This window comes from Dokdonella immobilis (assembly GCF_900115085.1).
GTDB classification, from domain to species: Bacteria; Pseudomonadota; Gammaproteobacteria; order Xanthomonadales; family Rhodanobacteraceae; genus Dokdonella; species Dokdonella immobilis.
Genome location: NZ_FOVF01000002.1, coordinates 270,714 through 286,205, shown reverse-complemented (window position 1 = coordinate 286,205; position 15,492 = coordinate 270,714). Strand labels below are relative to the sequence as shown.

The 15,492-nt window shown below is 65.5% G+C and carries 16 protein-coding genes; 11 read left to right on the top strand and 5 right to left on the bottom strand.

Annotated elements, in window-relative coordinates:
• The first annotated feature begins 271 nt into the window (after positions 1-271).
• Complete coding sequence (locus BM125_RS02500) at positions 272-1,168, top strand: hypothetical protein (RefSeq protein ID WP_092404539.1); 897 nt, start codon at positions 272-274, stop codon at positions 1,166-1,168.
• A 50-nt stretch (positions 1,169-1,218) separates the two neighbouring features.
• A complete protein-coding gene (gene plsB / locus BM125_RS02495) occupies positions 1,219-3,765 on the top strand; it encodes a glycerol-3-phosphate 1-O-acyltransferase PlsB (RefSeq protein WP_092404537.1) in 2,547 nt (848 codons plus the stop codon).
• 37 nt (positions 3,766-3,802) lie between these two features.
• Here plsB and BM125_RS02490 read toward each other — a convergent pair whose 3' ends face one another.
• The gene (locus BM125_RS02490; RefSeq protein WP_092404535.1) at positions 3,803-4,009 is read right to left on the bottom strand and encodes a YdcH family protein; all 207 of its coding nucleotides are present in this window, start codon (positions 4,007-4,009) and stop codon (positions 3,803-3,805) included.
• A gap of 155 nt (positions 4,010-4,164) precedes the next feature.
• On the opposite strand from BM125_RS02490, the gene ttcA reads away from it, so the two are divergent.
• The 3 genes from ttcA (at position 4,165) to BM125_RS02475 (ending at position 6,805) form a co-directional block, all read left to right on the top strand.
• On the top strand, positions 4,165-5,016 hold the full coding sequence (ttcA, locus tag BM125_RS02485) for a tRNA 2-thiocytidine(32) synthetase TtcA (RefSeq protein WP_092404533.1): 852 nt from the start codon (positions 4,165-4,167) through the stop codon (positions 5,014-5,016).
• 81 nt (positions 5,017-5,097) lie between these two features.
• The gene (locus BM125_RS02480; protein ID WP_092404531.1) at positions 5,098-6,015 is read left to right on the top strand and encodes a recombination-associated protein RdgC; all 918 of its coding nucleotides are present in this window, start codon (positions 5,098-5,100) and stop codon (positions 6,013-6,015) included.
• Between the two features lie 28 nt (positions 6,016-6,043).
• A complete protein-coding gene (locus BM125_RS02475) occupies positions 6,044-6,805 on the top strand; it encodes a M48 family metallopeptidase (protein ID WP_092404529.1) in 762 nt (253 codons plus the stop codon).
• 6 nt (positions 6,806-6,811) lie between these two features.
• Here the strand turns inward: BM125_RS02475 and BM125_RS02470 are convergent, their stop codons facing one another.
• Both BM125_RS02470 and hemH read right to left on the bottom strand, forming a co-directional pair.
• Entirely contained in the window at positions 6,812-7,960 is a 1,149-nt protein-coding gene (locus BM125_RS02470) for an alpha/beta fold hydrolase (protein ID WP_092404527.1), read from the bottom strand.
• Positions 7,957-9,006, bottom strand: a complete 1,050-nt coding sequence (hemH, locus tag BM125_RS02465) for a ferrochelatase (RefSeq protein ID WP_092404525.1) — start codon at positions 9,004-9,006, stop codon at positions 7,957-7,959. Before hemH ends, BM125_RS02470 begins: the two co-directional genes overlap by 4 nt.
• A gap of 148 nt (positions 9,007-9,154) precedes the next feature.
• Here hemH and BM125_RS02460 point away from each other — a divergent pair, with 148 nt between their 5' ends.
• From BM125_RS02460 to tatC, 5 genes are all read left to right on the top strand, one after another.
• Positions 9,155-10,072: a DUF6923 family protein gene (locus BM125_RS02460; RefSeq protein ID WP_092404523.1), complete on the top strand. Its 918-nt coding sequence runs from the start codon at positions 9,155-9,157 to the stop codon at positions 10,070-10,072.
• A 68-nt stretch (positions 10,073-10,140) separates the two neighbouring features.
• Positions 10,141-10,818, top strand: coding sequence for a lipid-binding SYLF domain-containing protein (locus BM125_RS02455; RefSeq protein WP_092404521.1), 678 nt, complete (start codon positions 10,141-10,143; stop codon positions 10,816-10,818).
• A 128-nt stretch (positions 10,819-10,946) separates the two neighbouring features.
• Positions 10,947-11,177 carry a Sec-independent protein translocase subunit TatA gene (gene tatA, locus BM125_RS02450; RefSeq protein ID WP_092404519.1) on the top strand — a complete coding sequence of 77 codons (231 nt, stop codon included), beginning with the start codon at positions 10,947-10,949 and terminating at the stop codon, positions 11,175-11,177.
• A gap of 3 nt (positions 11,178-11,180) precedes the next feature.
• Entirely contained in the window at positions 11,181-11,483 is a 303-nt protein-coding gene (gene tatB, locus BM125_RS02445) for a Sec-independent protein translocase protein TatB (RefSeq protein ID WP_092404517.1), read from the top strand.
• Positions 11,470-12,234, top strand: a complete 765-nt coding sequence (gene tatC, locus BM125_RS02440; RefSeq protein ID WP_092404515.1) for a twin-arginine translocase subunit TatC — start codon at positions 11,470-11,472, stop codon at positions 12,232-12,234. The genes tatB and tatC overlap by 14 nt, the downstream gene beginning before the upstream one ends.
• Positions 12,235-12,263: 29 nt before the next feature.
• Here the strand turns inward: tatC and BM125_RS02435 are convergent, their stop codons facing one another.
• A complete protein-coding gene (locus BM125_RS02435; RefSeq protein WP_092404513.1) occupies positions 12,264-13,019 on the bottom strand; it encodes a BPSS1780 family membrane protein in 756 nt (251 codons plus the stop codon).
• Between the two features lie 188 nt (positions 13,020-13,207).
• Between BM125_RS02435 and BM125_RS02430 the strand changes: the two genes are divergently transcribed.
• Positions 13,208-13,423 (top strand): hypothetical protein, encoded by a 216-nt coding sequence (locus BM125_RS02430; protein WP_092404511.1) that lies wholly within the window; start codon positions 13,208-13,210, stop codon positions 13,421-13,423.
• A 200-nt stretch (positions 13,424-13,623) separates the two neighbouring features.
• Here the strand turns inward: BM125_RS02430 and tfpB are convergent, their stop codons facing one another.
• Positions 13,624-15,465: a type IV pilus assembly ATPase TfpB gene (tfpB, locus tag BM125_RS02425; protein ID WP_092404509.1), complete on the bottom strand. Its 1,842-nt coding sequence runs from the start codon at positions 15,463-15,465 to the stop codon at positions 13,624-13,626.
• Positions 15,466-15,492 lie beyond the last annotated feature (27 nt).

The window sequence follows — 15,492 nt, the reverse complement described above, 5'->3', positions numbered from 1 at the left end:
GGAATGAGTCGAGGATTACTTATTACAAATCAATGTCTTACCTTTGGTAAGTTAAGGTATTGCATTAGGAATAACGGCGCCGTAACATGTGGCCAACAACTTCATCGGCGCCTGCAGCGCTGGACCCTGGATACCACCGCAAAGAACGAAGAATCGATTCCCCCTCCGGCGTTGCCGGATTGAACCCGGAAGACATCAGTCCTCCGGGTTTTCTTTTGCGCGGGTTATCGGACTGGTAGAGTGCGCGCCTCACTTCCAGTGCGGATTTTCCATGTCGAAGTTCCTTGCCCGCGTCTCCCTCCTGGCCATGCTTGCCTTCGTCGTCGCCGGCTGCAATCGCGACAGCGGCTCGGACACGGCGGGCGCCAATGCCGGTCCGCAGCAAACGGTGCAGCGCTCGATCGAGCTGACCCGCAGCGGCGACATCGCCGGCCTCATCGAGCACATGCTGCCGCCCGCCGAGTTTGCCCGGGTCAAGGCCGAATGGAGCGAGCGCAAGAACGAGGACACGCCGAGCGAGGAGCAGCGCCAGAAGTTCGCCGAGATGATGGCCAAGCTGACCGCGCCAGACGCCGTCGACACGATCTACGCCGAAATCGAGCCCGATATCCGCCAATTCGATGCGCAGTACCAGAAACAGATGCCGACCATCGTCTCGATGGGTCGCGGCTATCTGCGCGGACTGGTCCAGCAAAGCCAGGAATTGACCGCGAGCGAAAAGGAACAGGCCAACAGCGTGATCGAAGCGCTCGCCCAGTGGGTCGAAAAGACCCGCTTCACCGACCCCGAGCGGGTCAAGAAGGCACTCGCCATCATCAGCGAGACCGCGCGGCAACTCGACCTGAAGACCCTCGACCAGGCCCGCGCGCTGGATTTCGACCAATCCGCGCCGAAGATGAAGATCGCCTTCAACGGCCTCAAGAAGGTGCTTGAGGTGTATGACTTCTCGGTCGACCAGACGCTCGATTCGGTCAATACCGAACTGGTCTCCAATGAGGGCGACAAGGCCGCGGTGAAGATCTCCTATACCCTGCTCGGCACGCCGCTGGAAACCCGTTCCGAGATGGTCAGGATCGACGATCGCTGGTTTGCCAGGGATACCATCGACAAGCTCAGGGAGCGCGACAGCGGCCAGGCCGCTCTCGCCCCGGCCGCCAGCGGTGGCTGATCGATCGGGCCCTGCGCCGGCGCACGCCGGAGTGCGGGCAACGAACCGCCATGCAACAGCAACTGCCTCTCCATCGTACTTCCGATCCCCTGGTCCGCGGGCCGGCCTGGCTGAACCTGCTCGGTGCGCTCCTGCGCCCATGGATCCGCATCCGCCGTGAACCGAAGAATCCGCAGGAACTGCTGCCCGATGATGGCGTTCCCACGGTCTACGTGGTCGAACGCTACGGCCTGTCGGATACGCTGATCCTCGAACAGGCCTGCCGCGAGGCCGACCTGCCTTCACCCTACGAGGCTGCCGCCAGGCTGCCGATCAAGCGCACCCGAGCAATCATCGCGCTGACCCCGCGGCCGAGCCTGTTCCGCTCGCGTCCGCATCCCTCGCGCTCGGAAACGCTGAGCCAGCTGGCCGAACTGATCAGCGGGAACCGCCAGGACGACATCCGCCTGGTGCCCGTTTCGATCTTCGTCGGCCGCGCACCTGACCGCCAGTCAGGCTGGTTCCGCGTGCTGTTCGCCGAGAACTGGGTCGTGGTCGGCCGCTTCCGCCGCCTGCTGGCCATCCTGCTCAACGGTCGCGACACCATCGTGCAGTTCTCGGCGCCGGTTTCGCTGCGCCAGACCCTCGACGAACAGGGCGAGGTCGCGCTCGAACGCAGCGTGCGCAAGCTATCCCGCGTCCTGCGCGTGCATTTCCGCCTGACCCGGACCACGATCATCGGCGCCGACCTGTCGCACCGGCGGACCGTGGTCGATGCCGTCGTCGACGCCGATTCGGTGCGCCAGACCATCGCTGCCGTGGCGACCAAGGAAAACATCCGCGAGGAGCAGGCGCGGCGCCGCGCACGCGGCTACGCCCTGGAGATCGCCGCCGACTACTCGCACACGGTGGTGCGCTCGATTTCGTTCATGTTGATCGCGCTGTGGAACAAGCTCTACGACGGCGTCGTCATGCACCACTTCGACAAGCTGCGGGCGGTGGCCCCCGGGCACGAAGTCATCTATGTGCCCTGCCATCGCAGTCACGTCGACTACCTGCTGCTCAGCTATACGCTGTACCAGAACGGGCTCGTGCCGCCGCATATCGCCGCTGGCGTCAACCTCAACCTGCCCGGCCTCGGTTCGATCCTGCGCCGCGGCGGCGCGTTCTTCCTGCGCCGCAGCTTCAAGTCCAACGCCCTGTACTCGGCGGTGTTCACCGAATACGTCAGCCAGCTGTTCGCCCGCGGCGTGGCCCTGGAATATTTCATCGAGGGCGGCCGTTCGCGCACCGGACGGCTGCTGACCCCGCGCAGCGGCATGCTCGCCATGACCCTGCGCAGCTTCCTGCGCGAATCGCGCCGGCCGGTGATGTTCCAGCCGGTCTATTTCGGCTACGAGAAACTGATGGAGGGCAAATCCTACATCGGCGAGCTTTCCGGCAAACCGAAGGAAAAGGAATCGCTGCTCGGCCTGCTGCGCGCGTTCCGCGTACTGCGCCAGCACTACGGCAAGGTCACGATCAATTTCGGCGAGCCGATCGAACTGGCACCCCTGCTCGACGAGGTCGCACCGGCCTGGCGGGCATCCACCGGCGTACCGGAGGCCAAACCCGAATGGCTGCCCGCCGCGGTCGATACGCTGGCCGAGCGCATCCAGTCGAACATCAACCGCGCCGTCGACGTCAATCCGATCAACCTGCTCGCCCTGGCCCTGCTGGCCATGCCCAAGCACGCCATGGCCGAGGCCGACCTGCTCGCCCAGATCGGCCTGTGCAAGGACCTGCTGGTCGCCCTGCCGTTCGGCGACCGCATGACGATCACCGACAAGAATCCGGCCCAGATCATTGCCTACGGCGAATCGATGCAATGGATCCGGCGCGTCGAGCACCCGCTCGGCGACGTGCTCGTGGTCGAGGGCGACAACTCGGTCCTGCTCTCGTACTTCCGCAACAACGTGCAGCATGTGTTCGTCGCCGCGGCCTGGATCGCCTGCTGCTTCCTCAACAACCGGCGCATGAGCCGGGCCACCCTGCTGCGCATCGGGCGCCTGGTCTATCCGTTCATCCGCGCCGAGCTGTTCCTGCCCTGGAGCGAGGACGAATTCCGCGAACGCCTGCAGGTCACCCTGGATTTCTTCGTCAAGCGAGGCCTGCTCGAAACGGACGCCGACGGGCGCGTCATCGAGCGGGCGCCAGGGCAAAGCGACAGCGCCTTCCAGCTTCGCGTGATGTCGCACAGCCTGCTGCAGGCCGTCGAACGCTACTACATCACCCTGGCCCTGCTGGTCAGCAACGGCCGTCATACGCTGTCGGCGGCCGAACTGGAGAACCTGTGTTCGCTGACCGCGCAGCGCCTGTCGTTGTTGCACCAGCTGAACGCGCCGGAATTCTTCGATCGTTCGCTGTTTCGCGGATTCATCCAGAAACTGCGCGAACGCCGCGTGATCTGGGCCGACGAGAACAACAAGCTCGATTTCGATGACGGACTCGAGGACCTGGTCAAGGAGTCGAAAGTCATCCTGAGCCGGGACATCCGTCATGGCATCCTCAAGCTGACTGCCGAACTGCCGATGGCGGGCGGCGACGGCGATGCCAGGCGCAACGACGAGGCGGCCTGATCCGCGTCGCGACAGGGTCGACCTGCGCCTGACCCGGTCAGGCGTCCAGATCGGGAATCAACTGGCTTTCCAGCAAGGCGATCGAGTCCTTCAGATGCAGCTTGCGCTTCTTCAACCGCTTCAGTTCGAGTTCGTCGTTGCCCGGGTCGACCACGAGCCGCGCGATCATCGCGTCGAGTTCGCGATGCTCTGTTTTCAGCGCCGTGAGGCGGCGCACGGTGGCCACCGGGTCTTCGGGATTCATCGGTCCGCTAGCCTCCACCCACGGGGGACACGCAGGGCATGCCGGGCACGCGAGATCGGCCGGCATTTGCGAGGGGCCCAGTCTAACGCCGCCGAAGGCGCTCGCGCATGCGTCCCCTGGCGGTTCCCTGCGACCATCAGGAAACTCGCGCACCGATGACCATGGATATTGCCGGAAACGACCCGAGCACTTCGCTGAACCGTCGCCTGCGCCATCAGGTCGGCCAGGCGATTGCCGATTACCGCATGATCGGCGACGGCGACCGGGTCATGGTCTGCCTGTCCGGCGGCAAGGATTCCTGGACCCTGCTCGACATCCTCCGCGACCTGCAATCGCGGGCACCGGTAAGGTTCGAGTTGCTCGCCGTGCACCTGGACCAGAAGCAACCCGGCTACGACGCCCGCCTGCTGCCAGACGCATTGCGCCGCGCAGGCATTCCGTTCCACATCCTCGAACAGGACACCTACAGCGTCGTCAGGCGCGTCATTCCCGAAGGCAGGACCCTGTGCAGCCTATGTTCGCGACTGCGCCGCGGCGCGCTCTATGAGTTCGCCGCGAACAATGGCTTCAACCGCATCGCCCTCGGCCACCACCGCGACGACATCGTTGAAACCCTGTTCCTCAACCTGTTCCATCAGGCCCGGCTCAAGGCCATGCCGCCGAAACTGCGGTCCGACGACGGTCGCAATGTGGTGATCCGCCCGCTGGCCTATTGCAGCGAAGCCGACATCGCCGCCTATTCCGACCTGCGTGGCTTCCCGATCCTGCCGTGCAACCTCTGTGGTTCCCAGGACACCCTGCAGCGCAAGGCAGTCAAGGCGATGCTGGCCGCCTGGGAGCGCGAGACCCCTGGCCGCAGCGAAGCGATCTTTCGGGCCCTGACCCGGGTCGACCCCTCGCAACTGGCCGATCCGCGACTGTTCGACTTCGGCGCGCTCGGAACGGACGCCGCCCAGCGGTATCCTGAGCAGATCGGCTCCGAGGCCATCGCGGCAGACCGACCCTGATAACCCCCGCAATCTCAGCGCCTGATTCCCGGCATCGCCAGGATCGCGTCCCTGCACCTCCAATGGAACCCGCAACCGCCCATGTTCTTCCGTAACCTGACCCTGTTCCGATTCCCGAAAAGCACCAGCAAGTCCTTGTCCGAACTGGAAACCCGTCTCGCCGATCACCGCCTGCGCCCCTGCGGGCCGATCGAACTGGCGACGCGGGGCTTCGTGTCCCCGTACGGTCGCGAGTCGGAGGAACTCGTGCACCGCTCCGGCAAGTTCGCGCTGATCGCGATCGGCAGCGAGGACAAGCTGCTGCCCGCCTCGGTGATTGCCGAGGCCCTGGCCGAGAAGATCTCGGCGATCAATGCGAAGGAGGGGCGTCGGATCGGCGCACGGGAGCGCAAGCGGCTCAAGGAGGAGGTCGTCACCGACCTGCTGCCGCGGGCCTTCGTGCGCCCGTCGCGCACCTTCGCCTACCTGGCCGAGGAGTCCGGCTGGATGGTCATCGATACGGCCAGCCGCAAGTCCGCCGAAGAGTCCGTCAGCCAGGTCCGCGAGGCCCTGGGACGGTTTCCGGCCACGCCGATGGCGCCGACCGAATCGCCGCGAATCCTGATGACGGACTGGCTCGTTGCTGGCAAGCTTCCTGCAGGACTGAGCTGGGGCGACGAATGCGAATTGCGCGATCCCGCGGAGGCGGGCGCCGTGGTCCGCTGCAGGCGCCAGGACCTTGAATCCGATGAGGTGCGAGAGCATCTGAAATCGGGTAAACAGGTGTTTCAACTGGGACTGGAACTCGACGGGCGCATGGCGTTCGTGCTCGGCGAGGATCTGACCGTCAGGAAATTCCGCTTCCTCGATGTCGTGCTCGACGAAATCGGCGAAGAGGCCTCGGAATCGGCGCAGGCCGAGCTCGATGCCCGGTTTGCCCTGATGACCCTGGAGACGAAGCGCCTCCTCGAAAAGCTGGATGAATGGTTCGGTTTGCCGCGACCGGACGCGAAGGACTGATGGAGTTGCCAGCGGCGGGAAGACACCGATGAAGCTGGAAACGGAAAACAGTTACCTGGAACTGCCGACCCTGGCCGGCGAAAAGATCAAGGTGCTGCGCAGGAGCCACCCGAGAGCACGGCGCCTGCGACTGACCGTGACCTCCGGCGGTGCGCGGGTTACCTATCCCGAAGGCACCCATCCGGCCCAGGTCTTCGCCTTCCTGCGCAAACATGGCGAGTGGCTCGAACGCAAGCTCGACGAACTCAAGCTCGGTGCCCAGCCGCCGGCCCTCGAACCCGGCGCGACCACGGTGATTCCGCTGCGCGGTGAAACCACGCGCCTGGTCTGGCGGGCAGGTACCTATCCACGCATCGAATTGAACGCCGATCGCCTCGTCCTGACCCTGCCCGAGCCGCACCGGCGCGCGCTCGATGCGGCGCGCGGGCTGCTGCGTTCGTTTTTCGAGGCGCAGATGCGCCGCGACGTTTCGCGTTGGCTGGCCCGCATCTGCCCGCAACTCGACCTGGCTCCGAACGCGGTGCGCATCCGGCCCCTGAAGAGCCTCTGGGGGAGCCTCGATACACGCGACCGGGTCACCCTCGACCTGGCCCTGGCCCTGGCTCCTCCGGCCGCGCTCAAGTATGTCGTCGTGCACGAGCTCTGCCATCTGCGCATCCGCAATCATTCGCGGCGCTTCTGGTCGCTGGTCGAGACGATCCAGCCGCACTGGGAGGAACAACGCGACTGGCTGCGCGTGAATGGCCAGGCCCTCAAGGCCGAGCTCGGTCGTCTGATCCAGGCGCCGTGAGCGGATTCAGCCGGACTCGAGAAAGCGGTTGATGGCCGCCGCCACCGGAACCGGGTCTTCCAGGTGCAGGTGATGGGTGCCCTGCATGCGGATAACCTCGATGTCGCGGACCAGCGCGATACGGGCGTCCATGATCGATCGCGGCAGATAGGGCGCCTCCGGCGCGGCCAGCACGAGCAGGGTTTTCGCCGAGATGTTCGGCAGGATCACCGCCAGTTGTTCCTCGGACAGCCGGGTCGGACTCGGCAGGGTCAAGGCCGGATCTGTGGACCAACTGAGGCCAGGAAACGCATTGTCCCTATCGAGGCCGCGGTCCCCATCGCCGCTCCCTGCTTGCACCCGCTGCCCCGCCTCACCTGACGTTCCGAGCAGAAACGCATTGTCCCTGTCGAGGCCGCGGTCCCCATCGCCGCTCCTTGCTTGCACCCGCTGCCCCGCCCCACCTGACGTTCCGAGCAGAAACGCGTCGCCCCTTTCGAGGCTGCGGTCCCCATCGCCGCTCCTGACATCCGGCCCGCCCTCCGACCCACCCGCATCACCCTGCATCGTTGCCGGTCGGACGACGCCCCCTTCTCCCGCAGCCCGCACCCCGCGCTCGACGATACAGCGCGCCGCGTGCTCCGAGAGCTGGCCCGCACTGCGCCGCGCCGCGATCGCCGCGTCGATATCTGGAAATACGCGAAGACCATTGCCCTTGAAGGCCGCGCGCGCCGTGAACGATCGCCGCAACTGCTCGAAGGTCTTGTCCACGGCAAGGGTCAGCGGGCCCAGACCCTCGATCAGTAGCAGGCGGCCCACCCTTTCCGGGCACAGAGCAGCAAACAGGCTGACCAGGGTGGCCCCGAGCGAATGCCCGAGCAGGTCGACCGTCGGCCAGCCAAAGCCACGCACGACCTCGCCGAGGTCGTCGAGAAAATCGACATACGGATACCAGCTGCCGGATGGGCGGTGGTCGGAGCGGCCATGACCGGCCAGGTCGAGTGCGATCACGCGGCGTCCGGGCAACAGGGGCGCCAGCCGATCGAAGCTGGCCGCGTTGTCGAGCCAGCCATGCACGGCCAGGATCGGCGGATCGTCGGCATGGCCCCAGGCCTTGGCGGCGAGGCTCAGATGGCGCAGCGGGATGCGCAGTTCCGCAGCCTTTGGCATGCTCATGCGCCAGGCGACCCCTCGACGCTCGCCGGCAGGCTGAACTCCGGCCAGCCCTGGCACTGCCGCTGGATCAGGGCCCGGATCGCGGCAACCTGGTCATCGTTGTCGTTCAGGCACGGGATATAGCGGAATGCCTCGCCACCGGCTTCGAGAAAGGTCTCGCGTCCTTCCATGGCGATTTCCTCGAGGGTTTCGAGGCAGTCGACGGCAAAGCCCGGGCACATGACATCGAGGGTGCGCACCCCGAGCGCCGGCAATCCGGCCAGGGTCATGTCGGTATACGGTTGCAACCATGGCTCGCGACCGAGGCGTGACTGATAGCTCAGCAACAATTCGTCCTCGGCCATGCCGAGGCGACGGCGCAAGTGCGCCGTGGTCGCTTCGCACTGCTCGCGATACGGATCGCCATTGCGGATGTAGCGCTCGGGAATTCCGTGGAATGAGAGCAGCAGCCGGTCGCCGCGGCCATGCTCATGCCAGTGCCGCTCGACGCTGCGGGCGAGCGCCTCGATGTGCGCGGATTCGCCGTGGTAATCGCTGACGAAGCGCAGTTCGGGCGGTCGCCGCCAGCGCCGGAACACGGCGCCGACCGCGTCCAGTACCGACGCGGTCGTGGTCGCGGAATACTGTGGAAACACGGGGACCACGAGCAGACGCTGCATGCCGGCCCGGGCCATTTCCTCGAGCGTCTGCGCGATCGAGGGCGATCCGTAACGCATGGCATGCCGGATCGTCACGCGCTCGCCGAATGCGGCCTGCAGCCGGCCGGCCAGGGAGCGTGTCTCGACCTCCAGCGGCGAGCCCTCGGCCGTCCACACCTTGGCGTAGGCGCGCGCCGAGCGCCCCGGTCGGATGCGCAGGATGATGCCGTTGAGAACCAGCCACCAGAGCCAGCGCGGCTGTTCGACGATGCGCGGATCCCAAAGGAATTCAGCTAGATAGCGCCGGACTGAACGCGTATCCGGCGCATCCGGCGTGCCCAGGTTGACGAGCAGGACGGCCAGCCGCCGCGGATCGGGGGACTCGGGAAAAGCGATAAAGCGCGACATGCCAGGTAGTCGTCCCGACGCAGGGAAAGGAATCGCAGGGAAAAACGCCAAGGCCTTGTCGGCGCAACGAAAAATGCTAGACTCGGACCCGCCTCACCGGTAACGGCGAGGCTGACGATTACCAATAACATAACAAAGAAACGCCGCCATGCGCATGCGTGCCTGCCTCACCGCAGCTGTGCTTCTGATCGCCCCGTTTTCGCTGGCCCAGGCGGAACCGGTGGGCTTTGGCGTGGCTTACGACGAGCTTTATCGCATCGACCTCGGCACGCGCCAGGCGACCTATGTCGGGTCTGCCGGGGATTACGCCGGCGTGCCACTGGCTGCGCTTACAGGCCTCAGTTATGGGCCCGGCAACGAGCTTTATGCCGTTGCCGGCAACCAGAAGGCACTGGTCAGGATCAGCGCGTCCGACGGCGCAGCCAGTTATGTCGGCGACCTGGGCTTGGCTGGCCAGGGCCAGGGCCAGTTCGACGCACTCGACCTGTCGCTGGCATACGGGTGCGATGGTTCGTTCTGGATGACCTCGGCGATCAATCGCAACCTGTGGCGGGTCAACCCGCAGACCGGCGCGACAACCCTGATCGGATCGACTGGCAGGCTCATCAGCGGACTTGCCGTGCGCAATGGCATTCTCTATGGCACGGGTATCGGCGCTGACCAGGGGCTCTACAGGATCGACCCGCAGACCGCCGTTGCCACACGCGTCAGCACATTCTCGGAGTCGGTCCCGTGGATCGATCCCAGCTTCGGCGCCGACGGGACGCTGTGGGCAACCTTCAGTTACAACCCGCCGTTCAATCGCGAGTGGAGCGACCTGGCCACAATCGACCCAGTCAGTGGAGTTGCGACCAATCTCGGCCCCATCACCGGTCCCGAACGGCTGCGCTACTTCAGCATGAAGGGACTTGCCGTAGCGCCTACTTCGTGCGCGCCATCCGATCCAGGCGGCGGTCCGGGAACACCGTCGGCCGCCCTGCCGGCCAACTCAAGCTGGACACTGGTGATTCTCGGCTGGCTGTTGCTGGCAGCAAGCGTGCCCGCGCTATCAGGGAAGCGGCGCTGAGAACCCTTCATCGCAGACTCAGGTTCACCTGATAGCGTGCTCCGGTTGACCTATCCCGGAGTTGCCCGATGCGCCTGACGATCCGCCTCGCTTCTGCCCTCATCCTGCTGTGCGCCGTTGCCGCGCAGGCGGCCGAGCCCGAGCTCAAGCGCGCTGAAAACGCGATCCGTGTGCTCGGCGAAATCATGCAGGCGCCGGACAAGGCGATTCCGCGTGAGCTGCTGCAGTCCGCGCATGCCATCGTCGTCGTTCCCGACGTGCTCAAGGCCGGATTCGTCATCGGCGGGCGTCGCGGCGAAGGCCTGATGTCGGTCAAGACCCGCGACGGGGTCTGGTCGAATCCGAGCTTCGTCAACCTGACTGGCGGCAGTGTCGGCTTCCAGGCCGGCGTGTCCTCGACCGACGTGGTCCTCGTGTTTCGCACCGAGCGCGGCGTTGATTCGATCGTGCACGGCAAGTTCACCCTTGGCGCCGATGCCTCGGCCGCGGCCGGCCCGGTTGGTCGCACCGCCCAGGCCTCGACCGATGCGCAGCTGAAGGCAGAGATCTATTCCTATTCCAGGGCCCGTGGCCTGTTTGCCGGTGTCGCCCTCGACGGCTCGGTGCTGTCGATCGACAACGGCAGCAACCAGCTGATTTTCGGCGAGGGTGTGACACCGCGACGCATCTTCGAGGGCGGGGTCAGCAATGTGCCAGACGTCATTGTCGAGTTTCGCGACCGCCTTGAGGAGTACACTGCGCGCTAATCTGGCGCGATTTCGAATGCGCCAACCACGAAGCGGCAACGAATAGCCCGCCATCGAAGCCCGCGCCGTCTATCGCGCTCCGGGCCGACGGCCCGCCATTCGCCAACCGCGCAGACGGAGTACTCAACATGGGTGGTTTCAGCATCTGGCATTGGCTCATCGTCCTGGTCATCGTCGCGCTGGTGTTCGGCACCAAGAAATTGCGCAACATCGGTGAGGACATGGGCTCGGCCATCAAGAGCTTCCGCAAGGGCATGCAGGATGGAGACGAGCCTTCCAAGCCCTCCGAACTGAAGGCCGATCCGCCGGAATCCGCGAAAACGGCGAGCGAATCCGACAAGGACCGCGTCGAGCGCTGATCCATGTTCGATTTGAGCTTTGCCGAACTGGCCCTGATCGCCGTGGTCGCCCTGCTCGTGCTCGGGCCGGAGCGATTGCCGGGCGTGGCACGCACCGCCGGCGCCCTGCTGCGCCGCTTGCGCAACAGCTGGCAGGGCGTGCGCTCGGAAATCGAGCGCGAGCTTGCCGCCGAGGACATCAAGCGCAGCATCCGCGAAACCGCGCACAGCGTTGATCTGCGCGCGGATATCGAGTCAGCCGGCGAACAGATCCGCAAGGCGGCAAGCGAGACCACCGACAAGCCCTCCGCTGATGAGCCACGCTGACAATACCGGGGACGCCGAACAATCGTTCCTGTCCCATCTGGTCGAGTTGCGCGCGCGCCTGCTCAAGGCGGTGGCTGCAGTCCTGCTCGTTCTGGTCGCCCTGATTCCACTTGCCAACAAGCTCTATGGCTGGCTGGCCCGTCCGCTGCTCGAGCACTTGCCGGCTGGCGGCGCAATGATCGCCACCGACGTCGCCTCGCCATTCTTCGCGCCACTCAAGCTGGCCTTCTTCGTCGCCCTGTTCCTGGCCATGCCATTCATCCTGTACCAGTTGTGGGCATTCGTGTCCCCCGGCCTGTACAAGCACGAGCGCCGGCTCGCCGTTCCCCTGCTCGCCTCATCGGTGCTGCTGTTCTATATCGGCTGTGCGTTTGCCTATTTCCTCGTCCTGCCGGCGATCTTCACCTTCATGACCAGCATCGCCCCCGAGGGTGTCGCGGTGATGCCGGACATCAGCCGATTCCTCGACTTCGCCCTGGTCCTGTTCCTGGCCTTCGGCTTCTGCTTCGAGGTCCCTGTGGCACTGGTCATCCTCGTCGCGATCGGCGTGACGACGCCGGACCAGCTGGTCAAGAGCCGTCCCTACACGATCGTCGGCGCGTTCGTCGTCGCTGCCGTGCTGACGCCGCCCGACGTGATCTCGCAACTGCTGCTCGCGATTCCGATGTGCCTGCTCTACGAACTCGGCATCATCGCCGCGCGTCTGGCGTCCCGGCGCGCATCCGCGGAGGAACACACGCCGGCCGCCTGAGTCCGTCTCGCCGCTTGCCTCGGTCCCGATCAGCCCTGCGCGGGCAACTCCGTCGCGCCCGTGTAGACCTGGCGCCAGGCCAGGTAAAGGCCGCAGGCCACGGTCGGCACGAGCACCGTGCTGACCAGCAGGCTGCCGAGGAAACTCAGCACCGACAGCACCACGGCCAGCACGATGAAGCCGAGCATCAGCACGCCGACGAAGACCAGGTAGGCGCCGACATTGGCCAGACAGTCGCGCAAGCTCTGCTTCATCGCCGCCATCGGCTCGGCACCTTCGAGCATGACCCGCGGTATGGCGAAGAACTGCAGCGCATATACGGCCAGCGCGATGGCGAGCATGAGCGGAACCAGGATCAGGGCACCGGCGCCGAGGGCACCGACGATGGCAGCCGGGGAGCCGCTGCTGACCGAGGAAAAACCGCCGCCGAGCAGGGCGCCGCCGAGGAAAATGATCAGAAGGACGAATATCAGCACCGCCCCGGCAATGCTCGGCAGGCACAGCATGATCATGGGCCCGAGCTTGCCGGGCTCGTTGAAGGCCCGGAACAGCTGCGGTATTTCCGCATTACGGCCCTGTTCCTGCTCGTGCGCGGCGTAGATGATGCCCCCGTACAGGGCCGGCCCGAGGATGACCGTGACCAGGCCGCCGAGCAGCGGCACGATGCCGATGGCCGCCACGATCAGGCCCATGACCAGGAAGGCCACCGGATTGCGCAGGATGCGCTGGAAGGATCCGCTGATCCATTCGATCCCGCTGGCTGCAGACACTGATTTGGCATTCATCTTCGGTTCCTCGACTGGGGGGGGGGCGTTTGCTCCGTGCGCTGGGCGCACAGGGATATTCACAAATTCTTACCGGGGCCAACCGATGACACATTTATTCCAAGCCACAAAGGCGTTACACTTGTAGCCGTGGCGAAAAAGGATTTCGTCGCACATGACTATTTATCTCTGTCCCTAAGGGGGAAACCATGGCTACCAAGAAGAAAGAAGTTCAACACGATGACGCGCGCGACGCCAGCCTGCGTGTATCCAAGCGCATGCGCGACAGCCTGAAGGCGACGGCCGCCGTCATGGGCCGCCCGCTCTACGACGTCACCAACGAAGCGATCAACAGCTACCTGTCCAACATCAAGCTCGGCGACCCGCTGCAGGCGATCCGTCGCGGCGCGCGCGGACGCAAGTAGGGAAACGCCCGCCGGGCGGGAACCACTCGTTCCCACCCAGCGCAGTTTCAATGACGGCCGGTGTCGTCCGCCTCGCGGACGGCCCGGCCGTTTGCGTTGGTTGGACCGGCTTCGGCGAACGTTTGCGCAAGTCAAGGGCCGCTGGGCGCCGCGACAGTCGTGCGGTGGAACGCGCCGCCTCCGGGACGCCCGGGCACCGGCTATTCGACCGGCGGCAACACGTTCATGACTTCGCGCAGGGTGGTCACCCCGCGCGCCACCTGGGCCGCCGCCGACACGCGCAACGGGCGCATGCCCTCGGCCAACGCCGTTTGGCTGACCCGCGCAAGGTCCATGTCGGGCTGGATCAGGGCCCGCAACGGCGCCGTGATGCGCATCATCTCGTAAATGCCGGTACGCCCCTGGAAGCCGGTCTTGCGGCACTCCAGGCACCCCTTGGGGCCGAAACTCACTTCAGGCAGCGGCAGGTTCCAGCGATGGGTCATCGCTGCCCAGCCACGTTCATCGAGCGCCACCTCCACCTTGCAGTGGGCACACAGGGTGCGCACCAGGCGCTGGGCGACGACGCCGGTCAGGGTCGATTGCAGCAGGTAATTCGGTACGCCGAGGTCGAGCAGCCGGGTCAGGGCGCTCGGCGCGTCGTTCGTATGCAGCGTCGAAAGCACCAGATGCCCGGTCAGCGAGGCCTGCACGGCCATCTGCGCGGTCTCGAGGTCGCGAATTTCACCGACCATGATGATGTCCGGGTCCTGGCGCATCAGGGTCCGCACGCCGGCCGCGAAATCGAGGTCGATGGCGTTGTGCACCTGCATCTGGTTGAACTCGGGACTGACCATCTCGATCGGATCCTCGACTGTGCAGACGTTCAGGTCCGGCGTCGCCAGCACCTTCAGCGTGGAATACAGCGTGGTCGTCTTGCCCGATCCGGTCGGGCCGGTCACCAGCACGATGCCGTGCGGTCGCTCGACCATCTCGCGCCAGGTCTTTTCCTCGTCGCCGGTGAAGCCGAGTTGGCGGAACTCCTTGACCACGATGTCCGGGTCGAAGATGCGCATGACGATCTTTTCGCCGAACGCGGTCGGCATGCTCGACAGGCGCAGCTCGACCTCACGCCCGCCAGGCGAACGGGTCTTGATGCGGCCATCCTGCGGCCGGCGCTTCTCGGCCACGTCCATGCGGCCGAGGATCTTGATGCGTGACGTCACCGCGGTCATGACCGGCGTTGGCAGCTCGAACACCTTGTGCATGACGCCATCGATGCGAAAGCGGATCAGGCTGGTGTCGCGGCGCGGCTCGAGATGGATGTCCGAGGCACGCTGCTCGAAGGCATACTGCAGCAGCCAGTCGACGATGTGCACGACATGGCGGTCGTCGACGCCGAGTTCGCCGGTCTTGCCAAGCTCGACCAGCTGCTCGAAATTGAGCAGGGCGGAACTCTCACCAGCTTCGGCCTTGGCATCCCTGGCCCGCTGGATCGAGCGCTGCACCCCCCACCACTCGGTCAGGAAGCGGCTGATGTCGATCGGGCTGGCGACCATGCGCTGGATGTCGCGGCGCAGGATGTGGCCGAGATCGGCCATCCAGCGCGTATCGAACGGCTCCGAGGTCGCGAATACGACCTGCAGCTGGCTGACCGCGACCGGCAGGATCCGGTAACGCAGCGCATAAGCGTGGCTGACCACCTGGGTCACCGCGGGCACATCGATCTTCATCGGATCGATCTTCAGGTAGGGCAGCCGCGCCCGATTGGCCAGCCACTGGGTCAGGACCTCGAGACTGAGCGGCTTGCCCGGATCGCGGGCATCCTCGAGCTTCAGGTTCGCGACCAGTATCAGCGGGTGCAGCTCGAGCTTGCCGCGCGCCGTGCGCGCATCGGCGCGCACGCGGCGCAGGTCGGGCTCGGTAATAACCCCGTCGGCGAGCAGGGCGGCCAGGGTCTCGTCGAGATCGATGCGATGATGCAGACCCAGTTGCGGCGCCTGCGCGGGGCTGCCCGCCGCGGATTTCCCGACGTTGTCAGGTCGCACCGGTTGGGTTGCCATGCCGCGGCGATCCTCGTATTGGGTGAC

What these genes read in the sequence shown, in the direction of transcription:
- BM125_RS02500 (WP_092404539.1), top strand. Translation starts at nt 272, where the DNA reads ATGTCGAAGTTCCTTGCCCGCGTCTCCCTCCTGGCCATGCTTGCCTTC.
- BM125_RS02435 (WP_092404513.1), bottom strand. Translation starts at nt 13,019, where the DNA reads ATGAATGCCAAATCAGTGTCTGCAGCCAGCGGGATCGAATGGATCAGC.
- BM125_RS02470 (WP_092404527.1), bottom strand. Translation starts at nt 7,960, where the DNA reads ATGAGCATGCCAAAGGCTGCGGAACTGCGCATCCCGCTGCGCCATCTG.
- tatC (WP_092404515.1), top strand. Translation starts at nt 11,470, where the DNA reads ATGAGCCACGCTGACAATACCGGGGACGCCGAACAATCGTTCCTGTCC.
- BM125_RS02480 (WP_092404531.1), top strand. Translation starts at nt 5,098, where the DNA reads ATGTTCTTCCGTAACCTGACCCTGTTCCGATTCCCGAAAAGCACCAGC.
- BM125_RS02430 (WP_092404511.1), top strand. Translation starts at nt 13,208, where the DNA reads ATGGCTACCAAGAAGAAAGAAGTTCAACACGATGACGCGCGCGACGCC.
- tatB (WP_092404517.1), top strand. Translation starts at nt 11,181, where the DNA reads ATGTTCGATTTGAGCTTTGCCGAACTGGCCCTGATCGCCGTGGTCGCC.
- tfpB (WP_092404509.1), bottom strand. Translation starts at nt 15,465, where the DNA reads ATGGCAACCCAACCGGTGCGACCTGACAACGTCGGGAAATCCGCGGCG.
- plsB (WP_092404537.1), top strand. Translation starts at nt 1,219, where the DNA reads ATGCAACAGCAACTGCCTCTCCATCGTACTTCCGATCCCCTGGTCCGC.
- BM125_RS02490 (WP_092404535.1), bottom strand. Translation starts at nt 4,009, where the DNA reads ATGAATCCCGAAGACCCGGTGGCCACCGTGCGCCGCCTCACGGCGCTG.
- tatA (WP_092404519.1), top strand. Translation starts at nt 10,947, where the DNA reads ATGGGTGGTTTCAGCATCTGGCATTGGCTCATCGTCCTGGTCATCGTC.
- ttcA (WP_092404533.1), top strand. Translation starts at nt 4,165, where the DNA reads ATGACCATGGATATTGCCGGAAACGACCCGAGCACTTCGCTGAACCGT.
- BM125_RS02475 (WP_092404529.1), top strand. Translation starts at nt 6,044, where the DNA reads ATGAAGCTGGAAACGGAAAACAGTTACCTGGAACTGCCGACCCTGGCC.
- BM125_RS02455 (WP_092404521.1), top strand. Translation starts at nt 10,141, where the DNA reads ATGCGCCTGACGATCCGCCTCGCTTCTGCCCTCATCCTGCTGTGCGCC.
- hemH (WP_092404525.1), bottom strand. Translation starts at nt 9,006, where the DNA reads ATGTCGCGCTTTATCGCTTTTCCCGAGTCCCCCGATCCGCGGCGGCTG.
- BM125_RS02460 (WP_092404523.1), top strand. Translation starts at nt 9,155, where the DNA reads ATGCGCATGCGTGCCTGCCTCACCGCAGCTGTGCTTCTGATCGCCCCG.